The organism is Pseudomonas sp. MPB23 (genome assembly GCF_046605395.1).
In the GTDB taxonomy this organism is placed as follows: domain Bacteria; phylum Pseudomonadota; class Gammaproteobacteria; order Pseudomonadales; family Pseudomonadaceae; genus Aquipseudomonas.
This window is the reverse complement of the sequence record NZ_CP176771.1, coordinates 2,758,171-2,776,853: the sequence shown is the minus strand read 5'-3', so window position 1 is coordinate 2,776,853 and position 18,683 is coordinate 2,758,171. Positions and strand designations below refer to the sequence as shown.

The following is an 18,683-nucleotide window of genomic DNA, read 5'->3' as shown; positions in this document are numbered from 1 at the left end:
TTCCTGGCGTAACGGGCTCGGAGGATCGGGTGGCTATAATACCGGCCTTTATCGCCCTGCCTCGAGATTCATGATGCGCCGCCTGCTGTCCTGCCTGTTGCTGTGCCTGCTGCCCCTGCTCGTCCACGCCGCCGAACCCCCTCGTCCGAAAATCGGCCTGGTGCTGTCCGGCGGTGCGGCCCATGGCCTGGCGCATATCGGCGTGCTCAAGGCCCTTGAAGAACAGGGTATCCACATCGATGCGATCGCCGGCACCAGCATGGGCGCGGTCATCGGCGGTTTGTACGCATCGGGCTACAAGATCGACGAGCTGGAAAAGCTCGCACTGGGTATCGACTGGCAACGAGCCCTATCGGACGCACCGCCTCGGGAAGACGTACCGTTTCGACGCAAGCAGGATGACCGGGATTTCCTGGTCAAGCAGAAACTCAGCTTCCGCGACGACGGCAGCCTCGGCCTGCCCCTGGGCGTGATCCAGGGCCAGAACCTGGCGCTGCTGCTGGAAAGCATGTTTGCCCACAGCAGCAACATACGTAACTTCGACAAGCTGCCCATCCCTTTCCGTGCGGTGGCCACCGACATCACCACCGGCGAAAAAGTGGTGTTCAGCAAAGGCCACCTGCCCCAGGTGATCCGCGCCAGCATGTCGATCCCAGCAGTATTCGCCCCGGTGGAACTGGACGGCCGGCTGCTGGTGGACGGCGGCATGACCGATAACATCCCGCTGGACGTGGCGCGGGAGATGGGCGTCGATATCGCCATCGTGGTGGACATCGGCACCCCGCTGCGTTCGCGCAAGCAACTGGCCACGGTGGTCGATGTACTCAACCAGTCCATCACCCTGATGACCCGGCGCAACTCCGAAGAACAACTCAAGGACCTGCATCCCAAGGATGTGCTGATCCAGCCGCCCCTGGCCGCCTACGGCGTGACGGACTTCGGCCACGCCAAGGACATGATCGACGCCGGCTACCGCGCCACCCGCGCCCTCGACATCCGCCTGGCGCATTTGCGTCCCGCCGAACCGATCGACGCGCAACTGCTCGCCGCCCGCACCCCTGGCGAACGTACGCCGGTGATCACCGCCATCAACGTGGAAAACGACTCGAAGGTCAGCGACGACGTTATCCGCTACTACATCCGTCAACCCTTGGGCGAGCCGCTGAACCTGGAGCGCCTGCAAACCGACATGGGCACCCTGTACGGCCTGGATTACTTCGAGCAGGTGCAATATCGCGTAATCAAAAAAGGCCACGACAACACCCTGGTGATCAGCGCCCGCGGCAAACGCAGCGGCACCGACTACCTGCGCCTGGGCCTGAACCTGTCGGATGACATGCGTGGCGACAGTGCCTTCAACCTGGGCGCCAGCTACCGCATGAACGGCATCAACCGCCTCGGCGCCGAATGGCTGACGCGCGTACAGATCGGTGATCGCCAGGAGCTGTACAGCGAGTTCTACCAGCCGATGGACACCGGCTCGCGGTACTTCGTCGCACCCTATCTGAGTGCCCAGGCCCAGAACGTCGAGCTGATCCTGGACAACGACCCCATCTCCGAATATCGCCTGGAACGCTATGGTTTCGGCCTGAACGTGGGGCGGCAGATCGGCAACAGCGGCGAAATCCGCTTCGGCGTCGGCGAAGCCTGGGGCAAGGCAGACGTGCGCATCGGCGATCGGGATTTGCCAAGCGTCAGTTTCAGCGAGGGGTTCTATGAACTGAAGTACTCCTTCGACTCCCTCGACAATGTGTACTTCCCCCACACCGGCGAAGACATCGGCCTGGCCTTCCGTGAATTCGAACCGGGGCTGGGCTCGGACCAGCGCTACCGTCAATGGGAGTTCAAGCTGGACAAGGCCATGAGCCATGGCCCGGACACCCTGGTGCTGGGGGGACGCTACGGACGTACCCTGGATGATTCGGACGTGGTGGTTTCCAGCTTCCTGCTGGGCGGCGCGCGGCAATTGTCGGGCTTTCGCCAGGATGCGATTTCCGGACAGAACATCAGCCTGATGCGCGCGGTGTACTACCGCCGACTGACGCCGCGCTCGTACCTGCCGCTGGACTTCCCGTTGTACCTGGGAGCATCACTGGAGCGGGGCCGGGCGTGGAACAACGACAATGAATTCGACAGCGGCTATATCAACGCTGCGAGTATTTTCCTGGGGTTTGATACGCCATTGGGGCCGCTGAATTTCAGCTATGGGTTCAATGATGACAATCAGAAGGCGGTGTACCTGAACCTCGGCCAGACGTTTTGACCCATCAACCGGAGGCGCTGATATGTCGTGGCGGGAGCAAGCGCCCCGCCCCAACAAACCCCCTCGCCGAGCCGTGGGATCAGGACTTTTCCAGGTTCGCCAGAATGTGCCCATGCACGCGCATGCACACGCGCAGATCCGCTTCATCCACGCCTTCAAACAGTTCATGGCGCAAGGCGGTGGCAATGGTTTCGATCTGCTCGATCAACGGCCGGGCGGTGTCACACAGCAGGATGCGTTTGGCACGCCGGTCTTCCAATACGGCCTGGCGTTGCACCAACCCCTGGGTTTCGAGGCTGTCGAGCAACCGCGCGAGTGTCGGGCCTTCCACGCCGACACTCTGGGCCAGTTCACGTTGAGTCGGTGCTTCTTCGAAACGGGCCAGGTGCAACAGCACCAGCCAGCGCGCCTGGGACAGACCCAGCCCGGCCAAACGGCGGTCGAGCTCGGCGCGCCAACCTCGGGACATTTGCGCCAACTGCATGCCAAAACGGTGTTGATCGGTTAACGGCATAAAAAACTCATAATTTAGACTGAAAAAAAAGTGTGGCTAATTATTAGTCAGCTAAGCATGAGCCATGCCCCTAGGCAAGGAATGCTATGTACTGATTCGTTACATTGCCGCAATTGACACGCTAAATTTCGAACTCAGACTGCAACGCGGCCCGCACGCAGTACAAAACGCCCTCGGGCACCCGCCCGGTAAACAGCGGTGCGATCTCCGCAACCGATGGCAATTCGCCTTCGCCGTCCAGGAAGGCATCCTGGATTTCACCCAGCAAATCCTCTGGTAAATCAAGGGCCTGCTCCAACGACAACTGCTGCTTACCGATGGATTCGGCCAGCAGCGTGTAGACGTTTTTCTCCGTGCATTGCAGTTGGCCGGCGATCTGGATCGGCGTCATGCCGGCACGCGCCAGGCTGATCAGTTCGTGGCGAATATCGGCCACTTCCTTCGGCGCTTCGGCCTGGCCGCCGAGCACTTCGAGGAAAGCCTGGCCATACCGCTCCAGCTTGCGCGCGCCCACACCACTGACCCTGGCCATTTCGGCCAGGGTTGTGGGTTGCTCGCGCAGCATCTCCAGCAGGGTGGAGTCGGGGAAAATAACGTAAGGCGGCACGCTGTGTTCCTGCGCCAGTTTGCGCCGCAGGCTGCGCAAGGCTTCCCACTGTTCGCGCTCCTCTCCCCGGACAAGCTGGCTGGCCTGGCTGGTGCTGCTCTTGGCGGTGGTCTGCGGCTTGAGGTCGCGGCGCAGCTCCAAGCTGACCTCACCCTTGAGCAAGGGGCGGCAACTGTCGTTAAGACGCAGCCCGCCATAGCCTTCGAGGTCAATATCCACCAGCCCGCGCGCGACCATCTGCCGGAACAGCGAACGCCACTCGCCCTCGGCGCGGGCCTTGCCGACGCCATAGACTGAAAGTTTTTCGTGGCCGAAGCTGCGCACCTTCTCGTTGTCCTTGCCCAGCAACACATCCACCAGATGGCCGACGCCGTAACGCTGGCCGGTGCGGTAGATGGCCGACAACGCCTGGCGCGCCGGCTCGGTGGCGTCCCAGGTCTGCACGCCGTCGACACAGTTGTCGCAATGGCCGCAGGGCTCAGGCATGTCTTCGTCGAAGTACGCCAGCAGCGTCTGACGGCGGCAGCGGGTCTCTTCACACAGCGAGAGCATGGCGTCGAGCTTGTGCTGCTCCAGGCGCTTGTGGCGCTCGTCGCCTTCGGAGTTCTGCAGCATCTGCTTGAGCATCACCACATCCTGCAGGCCGTAGACCATCCAGGCATCGGCCGGCAGGCCATCGCGGCCGGCACGCCCGGTTTCCTGGTAGTACGCCTCGAGAGACTTGGGCAAATCCATGTGGGCGACGAAGCGCACGTTGGATTTGTCGATGCCCATGCCGAACGCGATGGTGGCCACCATGATCAGGCCTTCCTCGTTGAGGAAGCGCTTCTGGTGCGCAGAGCGCGTTTCATTGGGCAAGCCCGCGTGGTAAGGCAGCGCCGGGTAGCCTTGCTCGCAGAGGAACGCGGCCACTTCATCAACCTTTTTGCGCGACAGGCAATACACGATGCCCGCATCGCTGCGCCGCTCGGACAGGAACGCCAGCAACTGCTTGCGCGGCTGCTCCTTGGGCACGATGCGGTAGAAGATGTTCGGGCGGTCGAAACTCGAGAGGAAACGCTCGGCGTTCTGCAAATGCAGGCGCTCGACGATTTCTTCGCGGGTACGTTTGTCGGCGGTGGCGGTCAGGGCGATGCGCGGCACATCGGGGAACAGTTCCGCCAATTGCCCCAGTTGCAGATACTCGCGGCGGAAATCGTGACCCCATTGCGATACGCAGTGGGCTTCGTCGATGGCGAACAGGGCGATTTCCAGGCCCTGCAAAAAAGCCAGCATGCGCGGCTGTACCAGGCGCTCGGGGGCCAGGTAGAGCATCTTCACTTCACCGCGCTTGATGCGTGCGGCCAGGTCGCGCTGCTGTTCGGCGCTGAGGGTGGAATTCAAGGACGCCGCCGCGACGCCCAGTTCCTCCAGGGTCGCGACCTGGTCGTCCATCAGCGCAATCAGCGGCGACACCACCACGGCCAACCCATTGCGCAACAAGGCCGGGACCTGGAAGCACAACGACTTGCCACCACCGGTAGGCATCAGTACCAGTGCGTCACCGCCACTGGCCACGCGCTCAATGATCGCACCCTGGCGGCCACGAAAACTGTCGTAGCCGAAGATGTCCTTGAGGACGCGTTGAGCCTGCTCGAGCATGTAAAACTCCAAAAAAGTGCCGAAATCCCTCTGTACAGGCTGGCCGAAAAAACGCGGGGACACGGGAAATAATCCGTAAGCGAAGTTTTCTCGGTATGGCGCTCGGCCTGCAGGGGCATCGCAAAACGCGGCAGTATACCCGAGCGTCATCCGGCAAAGGGCGCCACTGACGAATAGCCGTCCCTCGCTAAAACCCGGCAAATATGCCTTGCGGCTGGCCTGGGCGCTCAAGAAAGCCTAGAATTCAGCATCGTTTATTCCCAAGGTAGTCCTTCAATGTCCTTCGCTGAGCAACTAACCCGCCTGCAAGCCTTCCTCGACGCCGATGAGCTGCATGACGAGGCGCTGGACTATGTCGCCGCCCATGGCTACCTGACCGCCCTGTCGATCTGTTCCGAACCCGTGCCGGACCGCGAGTGGATCGACGCTCTGTTCGCCGAAGAACCTCACTACGCCGACGCTGCCCAGCGCGAAGAAATCGAATCCACCCTGCTGGCCCTCAAGGCCCACATCGGTCGCCAACTGGCCTCCGATGAGGAATTCGAGCTGCCGTGTGACCTGGACCTGGGCGAAGACCCGGACGACTCCGACCTGCGCGGCTGGTGCATCGGCTTCATGGAAGGCGTGTTCCTGCGCGAAGCCGCCTGGTTCGAAACCGCCGAGGAAGAAGTCAGCGAGATGCTGCTGCCGATCATGGTCGGTTCGGGCCTGTTCGACGACCAGCCGGAGTTCTCCGACATCGCCGCCGACGCCAACCTGATGGACGACATGATCGTACAGATCCCGGAAGCCCTCACCGCCCTGTACCTGCTGTGCAACGCTCCAGACGAAAAACCGGCGATCCTCAAGCCACGTCACCACTGAGTCGCTTGCCCGTGACACCCATGGGCAATCGCTCGTTGCTCCTGCGTTACGTACTGCTGTCCATCGGCTGGGTAAGCGTAGCGTTGGGAGTGATCGGCATTTTCCTGCCGGTATTGCCGACCACCCCCTTCCTGTTGCTCGCCGCAGCCTGCTTCGCCCGAAGCTCCCCGCGGTTCTACCACTGGCTGGTGCAACACCCGCGCCTGGGGCCCTGGATTCGTGACTACCTGGACGGCAATGGCATCCCGCTCAAGGGCAAGGTCTACGCCATCGGCCTGATGTGGCTGAGCATCGGCGTTTCCTGCTACCTGGTGCCATTGCCGTGGGCACGTGGTTTCATGTTGACCAGTGCGGTATTTGTGACAATTTATATCCTGCGCCAGAAAACCCTGCCGCCGCGCTAAGCCTTTTAATACCGGCCCCTGCGACATTGATGCTCACGCGACCTTGGTCGACACTGACTAATCCCCGGGCATCATGCGAGACTGTCCAACCGGGCCTGAAATGCCTGGGCGTGTTTATGTCCGGAGTTACCATGACGCTGTCCAGCGGGCTGATCGCCGCCGTTGCCTTGGCCTATATGGCCACTATGTTTTCCATCGCCTTTTACGGTGACCGCCGCCATGCGCCGCTGCCGCCACGTATGCGTGCGTGGGTGTACAGCCTCTCGTTGGCGGTTTATTGCACCAGCTGGACCTTCTTCGGCGCTGTAGGGCAGGCGGCCGAACAACTGTGGGCTTTTATACCGATCTACCTGGGACCGGTGCTATTGCTGGTCTTGGCCCCCTGGGTCCTGCAAAAGATGATTCTGATCAGCAAGCAGGAAAACATCACCTCCATCGCTGACTTTATCGCCGCACGCTACGGCAAATCCCAGTCGCTGGCCGTGGTGGTGGCGCTGATCTGCATGGTGGGCGTATTGCCTTACATTGCCCTGCAACTCAAGGGCATCGTGCTGGGGGTAAACCTGCTGATCGGCGCCGGCGCCGATGCCGCCGGCACCCGAGCCCAGGACACTGCGTTGATCGTGTCGCTGGTGCTGGCGCTGTTCACCATTGTCTTCGGTACGCGCAACCTCGACGCCACCGAACACCACCGCGGCATGGTGCTGGCGATTGCCTTTGAATCGCTGGTCAAGCTGTTTGCGTTTCTCGCCGTCGGCGCGTTCGTGACCTACGGCCTCTATGACGGTTTCGGCGACCTGTTCAGCCAGGCGATGCTCGCGCCACGCCTGGAGGAATACTGGAAGGAAACCGTCAACTGGCCGTCGATGGTGGTACAGACCGGTGTCGCGATGATGGCGATCATCTGCCTGCCCCGGCAGTTTCACGTCACCGTCGTGGAAAACATCGACCCCCAGGATTTGCGCGTGGCCAAATGGGTCTTCCCCGCGTACCTGATCCTCGCGGCGCTGTTTGTCGTCCCGATCGCCCTCGGCGGCAAAATGCTGTTACCCGGTTCGGTGCCGCCCGATTCCTACGTAATCAGCCTGCCCTTGGCCGAAGCCCATCCGGCCCTAGCCTTGTTGGCGTTCATCGGTGGTGCGTCGGCTGCCACCGGCATGGTGATTGTGGCAAGCATTGCGTTGTCGACCATGGTGTCCAACGACATGCTGCTGCCCTGGCTGTTGCGCCGCTCCAGCGCGGAGCGGCCGTTTGAAGTCTTCCGTCACTGGATGCTGTCGGTACGCCGCGTCAGCATTGTGCTGATCCTGCTGCTGGCGTATGTCAGCTATCGACTGCTGGGCTCCAGCGCGAGCCTGGCGACGATCGGCCAGATTGCCTTCGCCGCCGTGACCCAACTGGCACCCGCCATGCTCGGCGCGCTGTATTGGAAACAGGCGAATCGACGCGGCGTGTTTGCCGGTTTGGCGGCGGGCACGTTCCTGTGGTTCTACACCTTGGTCCTACCGGTTACAGCGAGAAGCCTGGGCTGGTCGCTCAGTCTTTTCCCCGGCCTGACCTGGCTGCATTCCCACCCGCTCGGCTTGCCCCTCACCTCACTGACCCTGGGCACCGTGTTCTCCCTGGCGGGCAACTTCACGCTGTTCGTCTGGGTCTCGATGCTCTCGCGTACCCGGGTGTCCGAGCACTGGCAGGCCGGGCGCTTCATCGGCCAGGAAACCAGCCAACGCGCCAGCACTCGCTCGATGTTGTCGGTGCAGATCAGCGACCTGCTCAGCCTGGCTGCGCGCTTTGTCGGCGAAGAACGCGCCCAGCAGAGCTTTATCCGCTTCGCTTATCGCCAGGGCAAAGGCTTCAACCCCAACCAGAACGCCGATAACGATTGGATTGCGCATACCGAACGCCTGCTGGCGGGCGTACTCGGCGCCTCGTCGACTCGTGCTGTCGTAAAGGCCGCGATTGAAGGTCGGGAAATGCAGTTGGAGGACGTCGTACGGATCGCCGACGAAGCCTCCGAAGTGCTGCAATTCAATCGGGCCCTGCTGCAAGGCGCCATCGAGAACATCACCCAGGGCATCAGCGTGGTGGACCAGTCCCTCAAGTTGGTGGCCTGGAACCGCCGCTACCTGGAGCTGTTCAACTACCCCGAAGGCTTGATCAGCGTGGGTCGGCCGATTGCCGACATCATTCGCTACAACGCCGAGCGCGGCCTGTGCGGACCGGGTGAAGCCGAAGTGCATGTGGCGCGCCGGCTGCACTGGATGCGCCAGGGCCGCGCGCACACTTCCGAGCGTCTGTTCCCCAATGGGCGGGTGATCGAGCTGATCGGCAACCCAATGCCCGGCGGCGGCTTTGTCATGAGCTTCACCGACATTACCGCGTTCCGCGAAGCCGAGCAGGCGCTCACCGAAGCGAATGAAGGCCTTGAACGACGGGTGACCGAGCGCACCCATGAACTGTCGCAGCTCAACGTGGCACTCACCGACGCCAAGGGCGTGGCCGAATCCGCCAGCCAGTCGAAGACCCGTTTCCTCGCGGCAGTCAGTCATGACTTGATGCAACCGCTGAACGCCGCACGCCTGTTCTCCGCCGCCCTCTCCCACCAGAATGACGGCCTGTCCAGCGAAGCCCGGCAACTGGTGCAGCATTTGGACAGCTCCCTGCGCTCGGCCGAAGACCTGATCAGCGACCTGCTGGACATCTCGCGCCTGGAAAACGGCAAGATCAATCCGCAGCGTCAACCGTTTGTGCTCAACGAACTGTTCGACACCCTGGGCGCCGAATTCAAGGCCCTGGCCCAGGAGCAGGGCTTGCGCTTCCGTGTGCGTGGCAGTCGATTGCGCGTCGACAGCGACATCAAGTTGCTACGGCGAATCATGCAGAATTTTCTGACCAACGCTTTCCGCTATGCCGACGGCCCGGTCCTGCTTGGTGTACGTCGACGCAAAGGCGAACTGTGCCTGGAAGTGTGGGACCGCGGCCCTGGCATCCCGCAGGATAAGCAGAAGGTGATCTTCGAGGAGTTCAAGCGCCTGGACAGCCACCAGACCCGCGCGGAAAAAGGCCTGGGCCTGGGCCTGGCGATCGCGGACGGTCTGTGCCGCGTGCTGGACCATCGCCTGAGCGTGCGCTCCTGGCCGGGCAAGGGCAGCGTGTTCAGCGTACGTGTGCCGCTGGCGCGCAACCAGGCCGTTGCGCAGGTCAAGACCCCGCAGGAAACCGGCCTGCCACTGAGCGGGGCGCAGGTGCTGTGTGTGGATAACGAAGAAAGCATTCTGATCGGCATGCGCAGCCTGCTGACGCGCTGGGGCTGTGAGGTGTGGACCGCCACCGACCAGGCGCAATGCGCCGCATTGCTGGCAGATGGCATACGCCCGCAAGTGGCGCTGGTGGATTACCACTTGGACCACGGCGAAACCGGCACCGAGCTGATGGGCTGGCTGCGCGCACAACTGGCGGAACCGATTCCGGGGGTGGTGATCAGCGCCGACGGCAGACCGGAAATGGTCGCCGAGGTGCATGCGGCGGGGCTGGATTACCTGGCCAAGCCGGTGAAGCCGGCGGCATTGCGGGCGCTGCTGAGCAGGCATCTGCCTCTGTAAAGATCGTCAGGACACCGCGTTGCGCCAGGTTATCCGTGTCATCGTTGACGTTTTTCGCGAGCAAGCTCGCTCCTATAACGGGCTCTGCTCTTCAGGCAGGTGCGCCACACCATCGGCATCGGTCATTGCCCGCTCCAGCAGATCGGCCGGCAGGCTTTTACTGGCGCGGGCGCCGAGCAACCTCAATTGTTCGGTGCGACTGACCAGATTTCCGCGTCCATCTGTCAGCTTGTTCCGCGCTGAGCTGTAAGCCTTATCCAACTGCTGTAAGCGATTACCCACTTCATCCAAGTCCTGGATAAACAGCACGAACTTGTCGTACAGCCAACCGGCGCGCTCGGCGATTTCCCGAGCGTTCTGGCTCTGGCGCTCCTGCTTCCACAGGCTATCAATCACTCTCAGGGTGGCGAGCAACGTGGTGGGGCTGACGATGACGATATGGCGGTCGAACGCTTCCTGGAACAGATTGGGTTCGGCCTGCAACGCCGCAGAAAACGCCGCTTCGATCGGCACGAACAGCAAGACGAAATCCAGGCTGTGCAGGCCTTCCAGGCGTTTGTAATCCTTGCTGGCCAAGCCTTTGACGTGATTACGCAGCGACAGCACATGCTGCTTCAGCGCGACCTGGCCGATCACCTCATCGTCCGCCACGACATACTGCTGGTAGGCCGTCAGGCTGACCTTGGAATCCACCACCACCTGCTTGTCGCCGGGCAACATGATCAACACATCCGGCTGGAAGCGCTCACCGTCCGGCCCCTTGAGGCTGACCTGGGTCTGGTACTCGCGGCCTTTCTCCAGGCCGGCATGTTCCAGCACGCGTTCGAGGATCAGTTCACCCCAGTTGCCCTGGGTTTTCTGCCCCTTGAGGGCGCGGGTGAGGTTGGTGGCTTCGTCCGACAGACGCAGGTTCAGTTGCTGCAGGCGTTCGAGCTCCTTGGCCAGGGAAAAACGCTCGCGGGCTTCATTCTGATAGCTTTCTTCCACGCGTTTTTCAAACGACTGGATGCGCTCCTTCAGCGGGTCAAGCAACTGCCCGAGGCGCTCCTGACTGGTTTCGGCAAACCGCTGCTCGCGCTCGTCGAAAATCTTGCCGGCCAGTTCGGCGAACTGTGCGCGCAACTCATCCCGCGAACCCTGCAGGTCGGCGAGGCGCTGTTGATGGCTGTCCTGTTGCTCACGCAATTCGGCGCGCAAGGCGGCAGACAACGCATCGAGACGGCGTAATTCGGCTTCCTTGGCACTGCGGTCGAGGTTCCAGGCATGGGCGGCGTCGCGGGCGTTGTCGCGGTCGATCTGCAGCAGCTCGACTTCACGGCGCATGGCAGCCAGATCGGCCTGCTTGGCAGCGTTGGCTTGGCTCAGATCGCTGATCTCGTCACGGCTGGCATCCAACTGCGCCGCCAGGCCTTCCTGGGCCATTTGCGCGATGGCCAAACGCTCTTCGAGCAGTTCCCTGCCGGCCACGCGCGCAGTCAGCCGCCGTTGAATCTGCCAGCACAGCGCCAATAACGGCACTGCAGCGCCAGCCAGGCCCAGGGCAATACTGGTCCAATCGAAAACCATAGCCATTTCTGCCATCACCGAAAAGCAGCAAGGTTAACCAAGCACAGGGCTGGAGGACAGCTCAGTCTTCGACCTGGCCGAGTTCGCGCTGGGCGCAGCGGTCGCCGGCCCGCGCGGCCAGGCGCAGCAAGTCGTGACCGATGCGACGGTCGCGGGCATTGCCGCACTCACGGCACATCAATTGACCCAGGCGACTCTGTGCGGCGACCACGCCCTCACGGGCCGGCTGCTTGAGCAAGCGCCCGGCGAAGTGCTTGACGCTGGTGCTGTGGCCCAGGCGCGGGCTGTCGAGCAACCACAGGGCAACTTTCATGGAGAAGCGCTTGGGCGCGGTAACAGCCTGAGGGGCGTCGGTAACAGTAGGTGATACTGAGCGAAACTTCATAAAACACTGTGGGACAGATCGGAGGGCGCGCCACTCTACTCTTTTTTTCACACAGGTAAAGCTGAAAAAACGCTGCACGCCCGTCCTAGAGCAAGCGCTTGGGACAATCCACAGAAGCTGTGGATAACTCAGTGGACAACCCCCCTTTAACTCGCGCAAAGCCCCATGGAATGGGGGCCGCAGTCAAACTGACGATTTTTTCACCAATAAAAAAAAGCCAGATTTTTCATTGACTTAAATTTCCATTGCAGGCAAACGGCGGTTCTTCCGGGAGAGTGACAGCACGGTTACACACGCCGCACACAATGTGCACAAGTACCGATTCGATGGTTATATCGCCGGCCTTTTTTGAAGCGATACGTTTCGCAAATGTTACCGAAGGCAAAGACCGGGGGACTTTTCAAATGCTCAAAGGCTCGCCACACTGCCCGCCCTACAGGGCAACGATGGTGGGTCGATGAAAGGAATTCTGTTATTCGCCGTGTTATTGCTGGCCATCTGCGCGATCGCCCTGGGGATCAATGCCGTACTGCCGTCGCCTGATGGTGCGCTGTTTGCTATCGCAATCCTGCTGTCGGCAGCCTTTACCGCCGCATGCTTGTGCATCGAGCTGGGCGAAGGTCGGATCAACGACATGGCCGATGTGATGAAAGTCGTCGAGACCGGCCAGTCCCTGCGCCTGACCCTCGCGAGCTATGCGCTGGGCTGCTCGCTGGCAGCGACTATCACAGTGCTGGTCTATCGCGGCCTTCTGGACGGCTGAATGAAGTTTTTGGGTGGGTGCACTTCCCTTCCCTGTTTCAATCCGTTACTATCCGCGGCGTTAGTACCAAGCTGAAAGTCAATTCTGGTCGAGCAACTCCCCTGAACAACACGGGACCGACCACCTCGATGGTTTCCAGGTATCACTTGTGACGACACTGCCTTTGAAGAATCAAAGGGTGTCACGAAGTCTCAATACTCTGACCGAACCAACCTGCAAATTGATCAGGATCTTCACCCCGGGCCCAGAACCTTTGCCCTTGTCGTGTTGCCTGCCCTCCTAAGTACCTACCTGCCAGCCCAAGCGCGCCTAACTTATTAGCGCTTCAAACTGGCTGCTTTGTTCCAGTCGGGTTCTTCGTTCGATCAATGGTGATCAACGTCACTGGAACGTTTTAACGTTGCACGGTTCTTAACCGTGTCATTTGTAGGAACACCCATAATATGTCCGCTATCCATACTCAGGATGCCATTCGCACCCTCACCAACGCTTTTGCTCCAATGAACTGCCTGATCATGGCCGCTCGCAAAGGCTGCTTCAGCTTCACCCTGGTCAACGAACACGGCATCGCTCGTCACAGCGAACGCCTGTACCCCGATCAATACTCCAGCGCAGAACCGCTGCAGGCCGTGATCGAGCGTACCCGTCAGGCACTGGTTGCCTGATCGACCCGAGTCGCTGAAACACAAAAAACCCTGTTTAAAAAACAGGGTTTTTTATTGCCTGGAATTCGTCTTTGGAGTTTTTACACTAAGCTCAAATAGACATAACCGTTATAACTGAATGGCAAAGATGTTTTAAAAACAGAACTTTACATCACAAATATGACACTACACTTCAACTCAAGCGGCATGATCCGCTTCCGGCGAGCCTGAGATCCGATTCACAGCTGCCAAGCCCCTACCCTTCTCAGGCTCGTCGACCACTTTCACGGATTGAGGCGAGTATGGGTATCGCTGCCAGCGAATTGTGTCGCTATGTGATCCGGCCGACATTGATGTACCTGGGCCGTCACAATCAGACCGCTGAGTCCCTGCTGCTGGGCATCGCGGCGAGCCAGTCAGAACTGGGTTCCGCGCTGCACGACCGACGCGGTCATGGCCTGTATAGCATCACCGAATCCCGCCACCGCGCCTTATGGGACGACTACCTGGCGCTGGATCCTGATCGCGCCAGCCTGGTACGCGGCCTGGCCAGCCAACACGCCTTCCTCAGCGCGCCCCAACTTGAACTCACGGTCAACCTGCGTTACGCCACGGCCATTGCCTGGTTGCTGGTGGAGCAACATAACCCCGCCCTGCCATCTCCCGGTGACGTTTTAGCCATGGCACGTATCTGGAAAGAAATTTTTCATCCACAAGGACGGCTGCGGGATTTCACTCAAGCCTGGCAAACCTGTGTTTCACCCATGATTCCTGCGGTTTGCTGACCGAGCCCTTTGCAAGAGTCGGCAAAAAACCCTGATTTTGGTCTGATTGTCCTACAAAACCGCTCTATCTCCTGCATTCCAGCCTATAGCGCGATTACAAATTTGTTGTTACTTTCCGCAGCGGTGATCACACGGAGTTCTAATAATGAAAAAAGTAATGCTCAAGACCACACTTAGCCTCGCCGTTGCCATGGCCTCTTCCCACGTCTTTGCAAGTGGCTTTGCCCTTAACGAACAAGACGTCGCTGGAATGGGGACGGGTTTCGCAGGACGTTCTTCTACTGCCGAAAATGCAAGCACCGTTTATGGCAACCCTGCCGGTATGGCACGCCTGGAAGGTCAGCAAATCACCGGTGGCTTTGCAGTCATCGACGCCTCGACCAATATCAAAGATGCTGGCGGGCGCTCTTCGGGCAGCAACAAAGGCGACATGGTGCCTTTCACCGGGGTTCCATTTGGCTTCTACACCAACAAACTCAATGATCAGTGGGCCATCGGCTTCGGTGTCTACGCGCCGTTCGGCCTGAAGACCGACTACGAAAGTGGTTTCCAGGGGCGTGGGTTTGGCAGCAAAAGCGAAGTGTCGGTTATCACCTTCCAGCCGACGGTCAGCTACGCCTTCAATGACAAGGTCTCGATTGGTTTTGGTCCAACGATCAACCGTATCGACGGCACCCTGGAGTCACAGCCAAACCTGGCGGCGTTAGGGTTTGCTGGCGACAACAAGGTCAAAGTCAAAGGCGATGATACGGCCCTGGGCTTCAATGCCGGTATTCTGGTGCAAGCCACCGATACCACCCGCGTTGGCCTGACCTACCACTCGAAAGTGAAGTACAAGCTCGAAGGCCACACCGAAGTCACCAAAGCGGCTACGGTTCCATCCGTCGTATTGGCCAACAACCGCTACGATGCATCGTTGAAAGTCGACACGCCTGAATCCTGGGACCTGTCGGTTACCCAGGAGCTCAACGACGCCTGGAAGCTGTACGCAGGTGCGACCTGGACTCGCTGGAGTCGCCTGAAAGACATCACCATCAACAACGAAGGTGTGACAACGGCCAGCGGTGGCATAGCTGCACCTAGCCTTGTCAGCACGATCACCGAGCCACAGAACTGGCACAACACCTGGGCCTACGCGCTGGGTACCTCCTACCAGCTCACCAAGCAAGTGGTACTGCGCACCGGTCTAAGCTTCGACCAGTCGCCAACCAACAACACCGATCGTTCACCACGCATCCCTACCGGTGACCGGACCATCTTCAGTGTTGGCCTGGGCTACGCGGTGATGGATAACATGACCGTGGACGTGGCTTACTCCTACCTCAAGGAAGAGCCGGTTAAAGTTAATAAATCCAACTCACTGGGTTCCTACAGCTCCAAGTACGAAAACAGCGCCAACGGTTTCGGCCTGGGCGTGACATACAAGTTCTGATCCCAGCCGTATAAAAAAGCCCCGCTCTCCTGCAAAGGAGGCGGGGCTTTTCAGTGGTCGCCAATCAGGGCTTGGAGGCCAGCGCCTGCTCTACTGCTTCGATCAAATCGGGGCTGTCCGGCTTGGTCAGACTGGAGAAACTGGCGATCACCTTGCCCTGGCGATCCACCACATATTTGTAGAAATTCCACTTCGGCGCGTTGGTTTGTTCCGCCAGCACCTTGAACAGGTGCACCGCATCCGGGCCCTTGACCGTCTGCGGCTCGGTCATGGTGAAGGTCACGCCGTAATTCACATAACAGACCTTGGCGGTTTCCTCGCCGGTCTTGGCTTCCTGCTTGAAGTCATCGGACGGTACGCCGATCACTTCCAGCCCTTGGCCCTTGTAGCGTTGATACAAGGCCTCAAGGCCTTTGAACTGCGGCGCGAACCCGCAAAAGCTCGCGGTATTGACGATGACCAACGGTTTGCCAGCAAAGCGCTGGCACAGGTCGATGGACTCCTTCGCACGCAGCTTGGGTAATTGCCCTTCGAGCAAGGGCGGGCAATCGGCGGCCAACGCGACGCCGCCAAAAGCGGCCATCAGCACAGGAACTGCAAGCCAGCGCATCTGCATGTCGACATGTCCTTTAAAGAGTTCAGGGATCGAACTTAACAGATCGACATACCCAGTTGCATCAACGCCAGCCCGCCGCGCTGCCATCCCCACCAGGCCAGGACCAACAAAAGCACGATCGCTGCGACACCACCGAACAGGTACCAGGTTGAATTCATGCCGCCTCCATCTGCGCCTGCAGTCGCGCCACCGGCCGCTCGCGTACCGGCCAGTTCAGGGCTGCGGCGAGCAGGCTCAACAAAATGGCCACCTGCCAGATCAAATCGTAGTTGCCGGTTCGATCATAGACCACCCCGCCCAACCAACCGCCAAGGAACGAACCGAGCTGGTGAAACAGGAACACGATCCCACCGAGCATGGAGAGGTTTCGCACACCAAATAGCGTGGCGACGGTGCCGTTGGTCAGCGGTACGGTAGACAGCCACAGGAACCCCATAGCCATGCCGAACAGGTAGGCCGAGACTTCGGTGACCGGCGCCCACAGAAACAGCACGATCACCACCGCCCGCAGCAGGTACAAGCCCGTCAGCAAACGCGGCTTGGACATGCGCCCACCGAGCCAACCGGCGGTGTAGGTGCCAAAGATATTGAACAACCCGATCAGCGCCAACACGGTGGTGCCTATGGTGGCCGGCAAGTGCTGGTCCACCAGGTAAGCCGGCAGATGCACACCGATAAACACCACCTGGAAACCGCAGACGAAAAAACCAAACGCCAGCAGCCAGAACCCGGAGTGAGAGCAGGCCTCCTTGAGCGCCTCGCGCAAGGTTTGCTGGCCGGCCATCACCGGCAACGGCCGATCCTTGAGCATCGCAACCAGCGGCAAGATCAGCGCCACCATCAAGCCCAGCGCGAGCAAGGCGGCGGACCAGCCCAGCCAACTGATCAGGCCCAAGGTGCCCGGCACCATGGCGAACTGACCGAAGGAGCCGGCGGCGCTGGCAATCCCCATGGCCATGCTGCGCTTTTCCGGCGCCACGGCGCGGCCGACCACGCCGAGAATGACCGAGAACGAGGTGCCGGACAGGCCGATCCCAATCAGCAGGCCGGCACTGAGCGACAACGACCACGCCGAGTCGGACATGCCCATCAACATCAGGCCCGCCGCGTACAGCACCCCACCGACAAACACCGCCTTGGTCGCGCCGAAACGGTCGGCCAAGGCCCCGGTAAATGGCTGCGCCAGACCCCAGATCAGGTTCTGCAGGGCGATGGCGAAGGCAAAGGTCTCACGCCCCCAACCGAATTCGCTGCTCATCGGCGCCAGGAACAGGCCGAAACCATGCCGCACACCCAATGACAACGCCAGGATCAGCGCACTTCCCACAAGCACCCAGCCACTGGTGCGCCACATCGAGGTCATTTCTTATTCTCCATTCGCGGGTATATACCCGCTTGTATTTGAACAAACCCGCGTTCAGGCGAGTTCGTCCAGCAAGGCCAACAGGGTTTCGCGTTTTTCCGCGCCCAGTCGATCAATCAGTTTCTGTTGCGCCGCTTCCCAGGCAGGTAATGCTGCCGCCAGTCGCTCTTCGCCGGCGGTGGTGGTCAACACCACCAGGCGATTGCGCAGATCATCGCCCTCGACCAACTGCACCAGGCCCTCGCCTTCCAGCACCCGCAGGTTGCGCCCCAAGGTGCTGCGATCCAGGCCCATGGCTTCGGCCAGGCTGGAAATGCTCGGCTGGTCGAGACGCTGCAGATTGCACAGCAACGAATACTGGGCGACGTTGATCCCGAAGCCGTCGAGAGCGCCGTCGTAGTGCCTGCTGACGCCACGGGCGGCACGTCGCAGGTTGGTGCATAAACATTGGGAGGCAAGCATGGAGCGTGTATATACCCGCGATTAAGGAAATGCAAGAAAGTGTTACAGCGCCAGGCCGACCAACACCGCGACCTCCAGCAGCTCCAGCAGTGCGCCAGCGGTGTCGCCCGTGGTGCCGCCGAGGCGATTGATCATCAGTTGGCGCAGGCCCATAAAGCACAGCGCAGCGAGCAACACCGCGATCCCACCACTGAAGCCGCCGATCAAAATACACGCCAGACCGCTGAGGATCAGTACCTGTTGGCCGACGATCCGCGGTAAATGATCCGACAACGCCTGGCCCAGCCCTCCGGCACGCACATAGCGCGTGGTCAGAAACAACGCCAGCATCGACGCTCGCCCGATCAACGGTGCCAGGATCAATGCCGCGCCGTTGTGCTGCTCGATCAATGCCACCAACGCGGTGAACTTGAGCAGCAACACCAGCCCCAGCGTGACCACCGCGATCGGCCCGCTGCGCGGGTCCTTCATGATGCTGAGGGTGCGTTCACGATCGCCAAAGCCACCGAGCCAGGCATCGGCGCTGTCCGCCAGGCCATCCAGGTGCAGGCCGCCACTGAGCAACACCCAGGCGGTCAGCAACAGCGCGGCGTGCAGCAACAACGGCGCGCCCATCAACGCAGCGTTCAGGCCCCACAGCAGCACGCCGAACAACACGCCGACCACCGGATAAAACAGCAGCGAACGCCCCAACTCCTGGGGCTGCGGCATGCCCGGCAGACGAATCGGCAGGCTGCTGAGAAATTGCAGGGCGATCCAGAATGGCAGCATG

General features: G+C 60.6%; 17 protein-coding genes. 8 read left to right on the top strand and 9 right to left on the bottom strand.

Annotated elements, in window-relative coordinates:
- The first annotated feature begins 73 nt into the window (after positions 1-73).
- Complete coding sequence (locus tag ACLH0J_RS12860; protein ID WP_411392257.1) at positions 74-2,263, top strand: patatin-like phospholipase family protein; 2,190 nt, start codon at positions 74-76, stop codon at positions 2,261-2,263.
- 79 nt (positions 2,264-2,342) lie between these two features.
- On the opposite strand, the gene ACLH0J_RS12855 is transcribed toward ACLH0J_RS12860, so the two are convergent.
- Together ACLH0J_RS12855 and recQ are read right to left on the bottom strand one after the other, a co-directional pair.
- The gene (locus tag ACLH0J_RS12855) at positions 2,343-2,777 is read right to left on the bottom strand and encodes a MarR family transcriptional regulator (protein WP_411392256.1); all 435 of its coding nucleotides are present in this window, start codon (positions 2,775-2,777) and stop codon (positions 2,343-2,345) included.
- Positions 2,778-2,898: 121 nt separating this feature from the next.
- The gene (recQ, locus tag ACLH0J_RS12850) at positions 2,899-5,025 is read right to left on the bottom strand and encodes a DNA helicase RecQ (RefSeq protein ID WP_411392255.1); all 2,127 of its coding nucleotides are present in this window, start codon (positions 5,023-5,025) and stop codon (positions 2,899-2,901) included.
- A gap of 276 nt (positions 5,026-5,301) precedes the next feature.
- Between recQ and ACLH0J_RS12845 the strand changes: the two genes are divergently transcribed.
- The 3 genes from ACLH0J_RS12845 to ACLH0J_RS12835 all read left to right on the top strand — a co-directional run bounded on the left by ACLH0J_RS12845 (position 5,302) and on the right by ACLH0J_RS12835 (position 9,895).
- Positions 5,302-5,889, top strand: coding sequence for a YecA family protein (locus tag ACLH0J_RS12845; protein WP_010563945.1), 588 nt, complete (start codon positions 5,302-5,304; stop codon positions 5,887-5,889).
- 20 nt (positions 5,890-5,909) lie between these two features.
- Positions 5,910-6,293 (top strand): YbaN family protein, encoded by a 384-nt coding sequence (locus tag ACLH0J_RS12840; protein WP_411392254.1) that lies wholly within the window; start codon positions 5,910-5,912, stop codon positions 6,291-6,293.
- Positions 6,294-6,424: 131 nt separating this feature from the next.
- The gene (locus ACLH0J_RS12835; RefSeq protein ID WP_411392253.1) at positions 6,425-9,895 is read left to right on the top strand and encodes a NahK/ErcS family hybrid sensor histidine kinase/response regulator; all 3,471 of its coding nucleotides are present in this window, start codon (positions 6,425-6,427) and stop codon (positions 9,893-9,895) included.
- A gap of 72 nt (positions 9,896-9,967) precedes the next feature.
- On the opposite strand, the gene rmuC is transcribed toward ACLH0J_RS12835, so the two are convergent.
- A complete protein-coding gene (gene rmuC, locus ACLH0J_RS12830; RefSeq protein WP_411392814.1) occupies positions 9,968-11,347 on the bottom strand; it encodes a DNA recombination protein RmuC in 1,380 nt (459 codons plus the stop codon).
- A gap of 175 nt (positions 11,348-11,522) precedes the next feature.
- Positions 11,523-11,846 carry a sel1 repeat family protein gene (locus ACLH0J_RS12825; RefSeq protein ID WP_411392252.1) on the bottom strand — a complete coding sequence of 108 codons (324 nt, stop codon included), beginning with the start codon at positions 11,844-11,846 and terminating at the stop codon, positions 11,523-11,525.
- A 457-nt stretch (positions 11,847-12,303) separates the two neighbouring features.
- Here ACLH0J_RS12825 and ACLH0J_RS12820 point away from each other — a divergent pair, with 457 nt between their 5' ends.
- From ACLH0J_RS12820 to ACLH0J_RS12805, 4 genes are all read left to right on the top strand, one after another.
- Entirely contained in the window at positions 12,304-12,609 is a 306-nt protein-coding gene (locus ACLH0J_RS12820; RefSeq protein WP_411392251.1) for a hypothetical protein, read from the top strand.
- A gap of 443 nt (positions 12,610-13,052) precedes the next feature.
- Positions 13,053-13,274, top strand: coding sequence for a hypothetical protein (locus ACLH0J_RS12815; protein WP_010563939.1), 222 nt, complete (start codon positions 13,053-13,055; stop codon positions 13,272-13,274).
- Positions 13,275-13,555: 281 nt separating this feature from the next.
- Complete coding sequence (locus ACLH0J_RS12810) at positions 13,556-14,038, top strand: hypothetical protein (protein WP_411392250.1); 483 nt, start codon at positions 13,556-13,558, stop codon at positions 14,036-14,038.
- Positions 14,039-14,183: 145 nt separating this feature from the next.
- Entirely contained in the window at positions 14,184-15,470 is a 1,287-nt protein-coding gene (locus tag ACLH0J_RS12805) for an OmpP1/FadL family transporter (RefSeq protein ID WP_411392249.1), read from the top strand.
- A gap of 64 nt (positions 15,471-15,534) precedes the next feature.
- Here the strand turns inward: ACLH0J_RS12805 and ACLH0J_RS12800 are convergent, their stop codons facing one another.
- From ACLH0J_RS12800 to ACLH0J_RS12780, 5 genes are read right to left on the bottom strand one after another with little or no spacing between them, the layout of a single operon-like run.
- Positions 15,535-16,086, bottom strand: a complete 552-nt coding sequence (locus ACLH0J_RS12800) for a glutathione peroxidase (RefSeq protein ID WP_411392248.1) — start codon at positions 16,084-16,086, stop codon at positions 15,535-15,537.
- A gap of 35 nt (positions 16,087-16,121) precedes the next feature.
- Positions 16,122-16,244: a hypothetical protein gene (locus tag ACLH0J_RS12795; protein WP_411392247.1), complete on the bottom strand. Its 123-nt coding sequence runs from the start codon at positions 16,242-16,244 to the stop codon at positions 16,122-16,124.
- Positions 16,241-17,449 carry an MFS transporter gene (locus tag ACLH0J_RS12790; protein ID WP_411392246.1) on the bottom strand — a complete coding sequence of 403 codons (1,209 nt, stop codon included), beginning with the start codon at positions 17,447-17,449 and terminating at the stop codon, positions 16,241-16,243. Before ACLH0J_RS12790 ends, ACLH0J_RS12795 begins: the two co-directional genes overlap by 4 nt.
- A gap of 54 nt (positions 17,450-17,503) precedes the next feature.
- Complete coding sequence (locus ACLH0J_RS12785; protein ID WP_411392245.1) at positions 17,504-17,911, bottom strand: MarR family winged helix-turn-helix transcriptional regulator; 408 nt, start codon at positions 17,909-17,911, stop codon at positions 17,504-17,506.
- Positions 17,912-17,953: 42 nt separating this feature from the next.
- Positions 17,954-18,682, bottom strand: a complete 729-nt coding sequence (locus ACLH0J_RS12780; protein WP_411392244.1) for an adenosylcobinamide-GDP ribazoletransferase — start codon at positions 18,680-18,682, stop codon at positions 17,954-17,956.
- Between the last annotated feature and the right edge of the window lies 1 nt (position 18,683).

Bases quoted from the DNA above. Each gene is read 5' to 3' on its own strand.
- ACLH0J_RS12855 (WP_411392256.1), bottom strand. From the start codon at position 2,777: ATGCCGTTAACCGATCAACACCGTTTTGGCATGCAGTTGGCGCAAATG.
- ACLH0J_RS12825 (WP_411392252.1), bottom strand. From the start codon at position 11,846: ATGAAGTTTCGCTCAGTATCACCTACTGTTACCGACGCCCCTCAGGCT.
- ACLH0J_RS12815 (WP_010563939.1), top strand. From the start codon at position 13,053: ATGTCCGCTATCCATACTCAGGATGCCATTCGCACCCTCACCAACGCT.
- recQ (WP_411392255.1), bottom strand. From the start codon at position 5,025: ATGCTCGAGCAGGCTCAACGCGTCCTCAAGGACATCTTCGGCTACGAC.
- ACLH0J_RS12845 (WP_010563945.1), top strand. From the start codon at position 5,302: ATGTCCTTCGCTGAGCAACTAACCCGCCTGCAAGCCTTCCTCGACGCC.
- ACLH0J_RS12785 (WP_411392245.1), bottom strand. From the start codon at position 17,911: ATGCTTGCCTCCCAATGTTTATGCACCAACCTGCGACGTGCCGCCCGT.
- ACLH0J_RS12795 (WP_411392247.1), bottom strand. From the start codon at position 16,244: ATGAATTCAACCTGGTACCTGTTCGGTGGTGTCGCAGCGATCGTGCTT.
- ACLH0J_RS12820 (WP_411392251.1), top strand. From the start codon at position 12,304: ATGAAAGGAATTCTGTTATTCGCCGTGTTATTGCTGGCCATCTGCGCG.
- ACLH0J_RS12835 (WP_411392253.1), top strand. From the start codon at position 6,425: ATGACGCTGTCCAGCGGGCTGATCGCCGCCGTTGCCTTGGCCTATATG.
- ACLH0J_RS12790 (WP_411392246.1), bottom strand. From the start codon at position 17,449: ATGACCTCGATGTGGCGCACCAGTGGCTGGGTGCTTGTGGGAAGTGCG.
- ACLH0J_RS12800 (WP_411392248.1), bottom strand. From the start codon at position 16,086: ATGCAGATGCGCTGGCTTGCAGTTCCTGTGCTGATGGCCGCTTTTGGC.
- ACLH0J_RS12805 (WP_411392249.1), top strand. From the start codon at position 14,184: ATGAAAAAAGTAATGCTCAAGACCACACTTAGCCTCGCCGTTGCCATG.
- ACLH0J_RS12810 (WP_411392250.1), top strand. From the start codon at position 13,556: ATGGGTATCGCTGCCAGCGAATTGTGTCGCTATGTGATCCGGCCGACA.
- ACLH0J_RS12860 (WP_411392257.1), top strand. From the start codon at position 74: ATGCGCCGCCTGCTGTCCTGCCTGTTGCTGTGCCTGCTGCCCCTGCTC.
- ACLH0J_RS12840 (WP_411392254.1), top strand. From the start codon at position 5,910: ATGGGCAATCGCTCGTTGCTCCTGCGTTACGTACTGCTGTCCATCGGC.
- ACLH0J_RS12780 (WP_411392244.1), bottom strand. From the start codon at position 18,682: ATGCTGCCATTCTGGATCGCCCTGCAATTTCTCAGCAGCCTGCCGATT.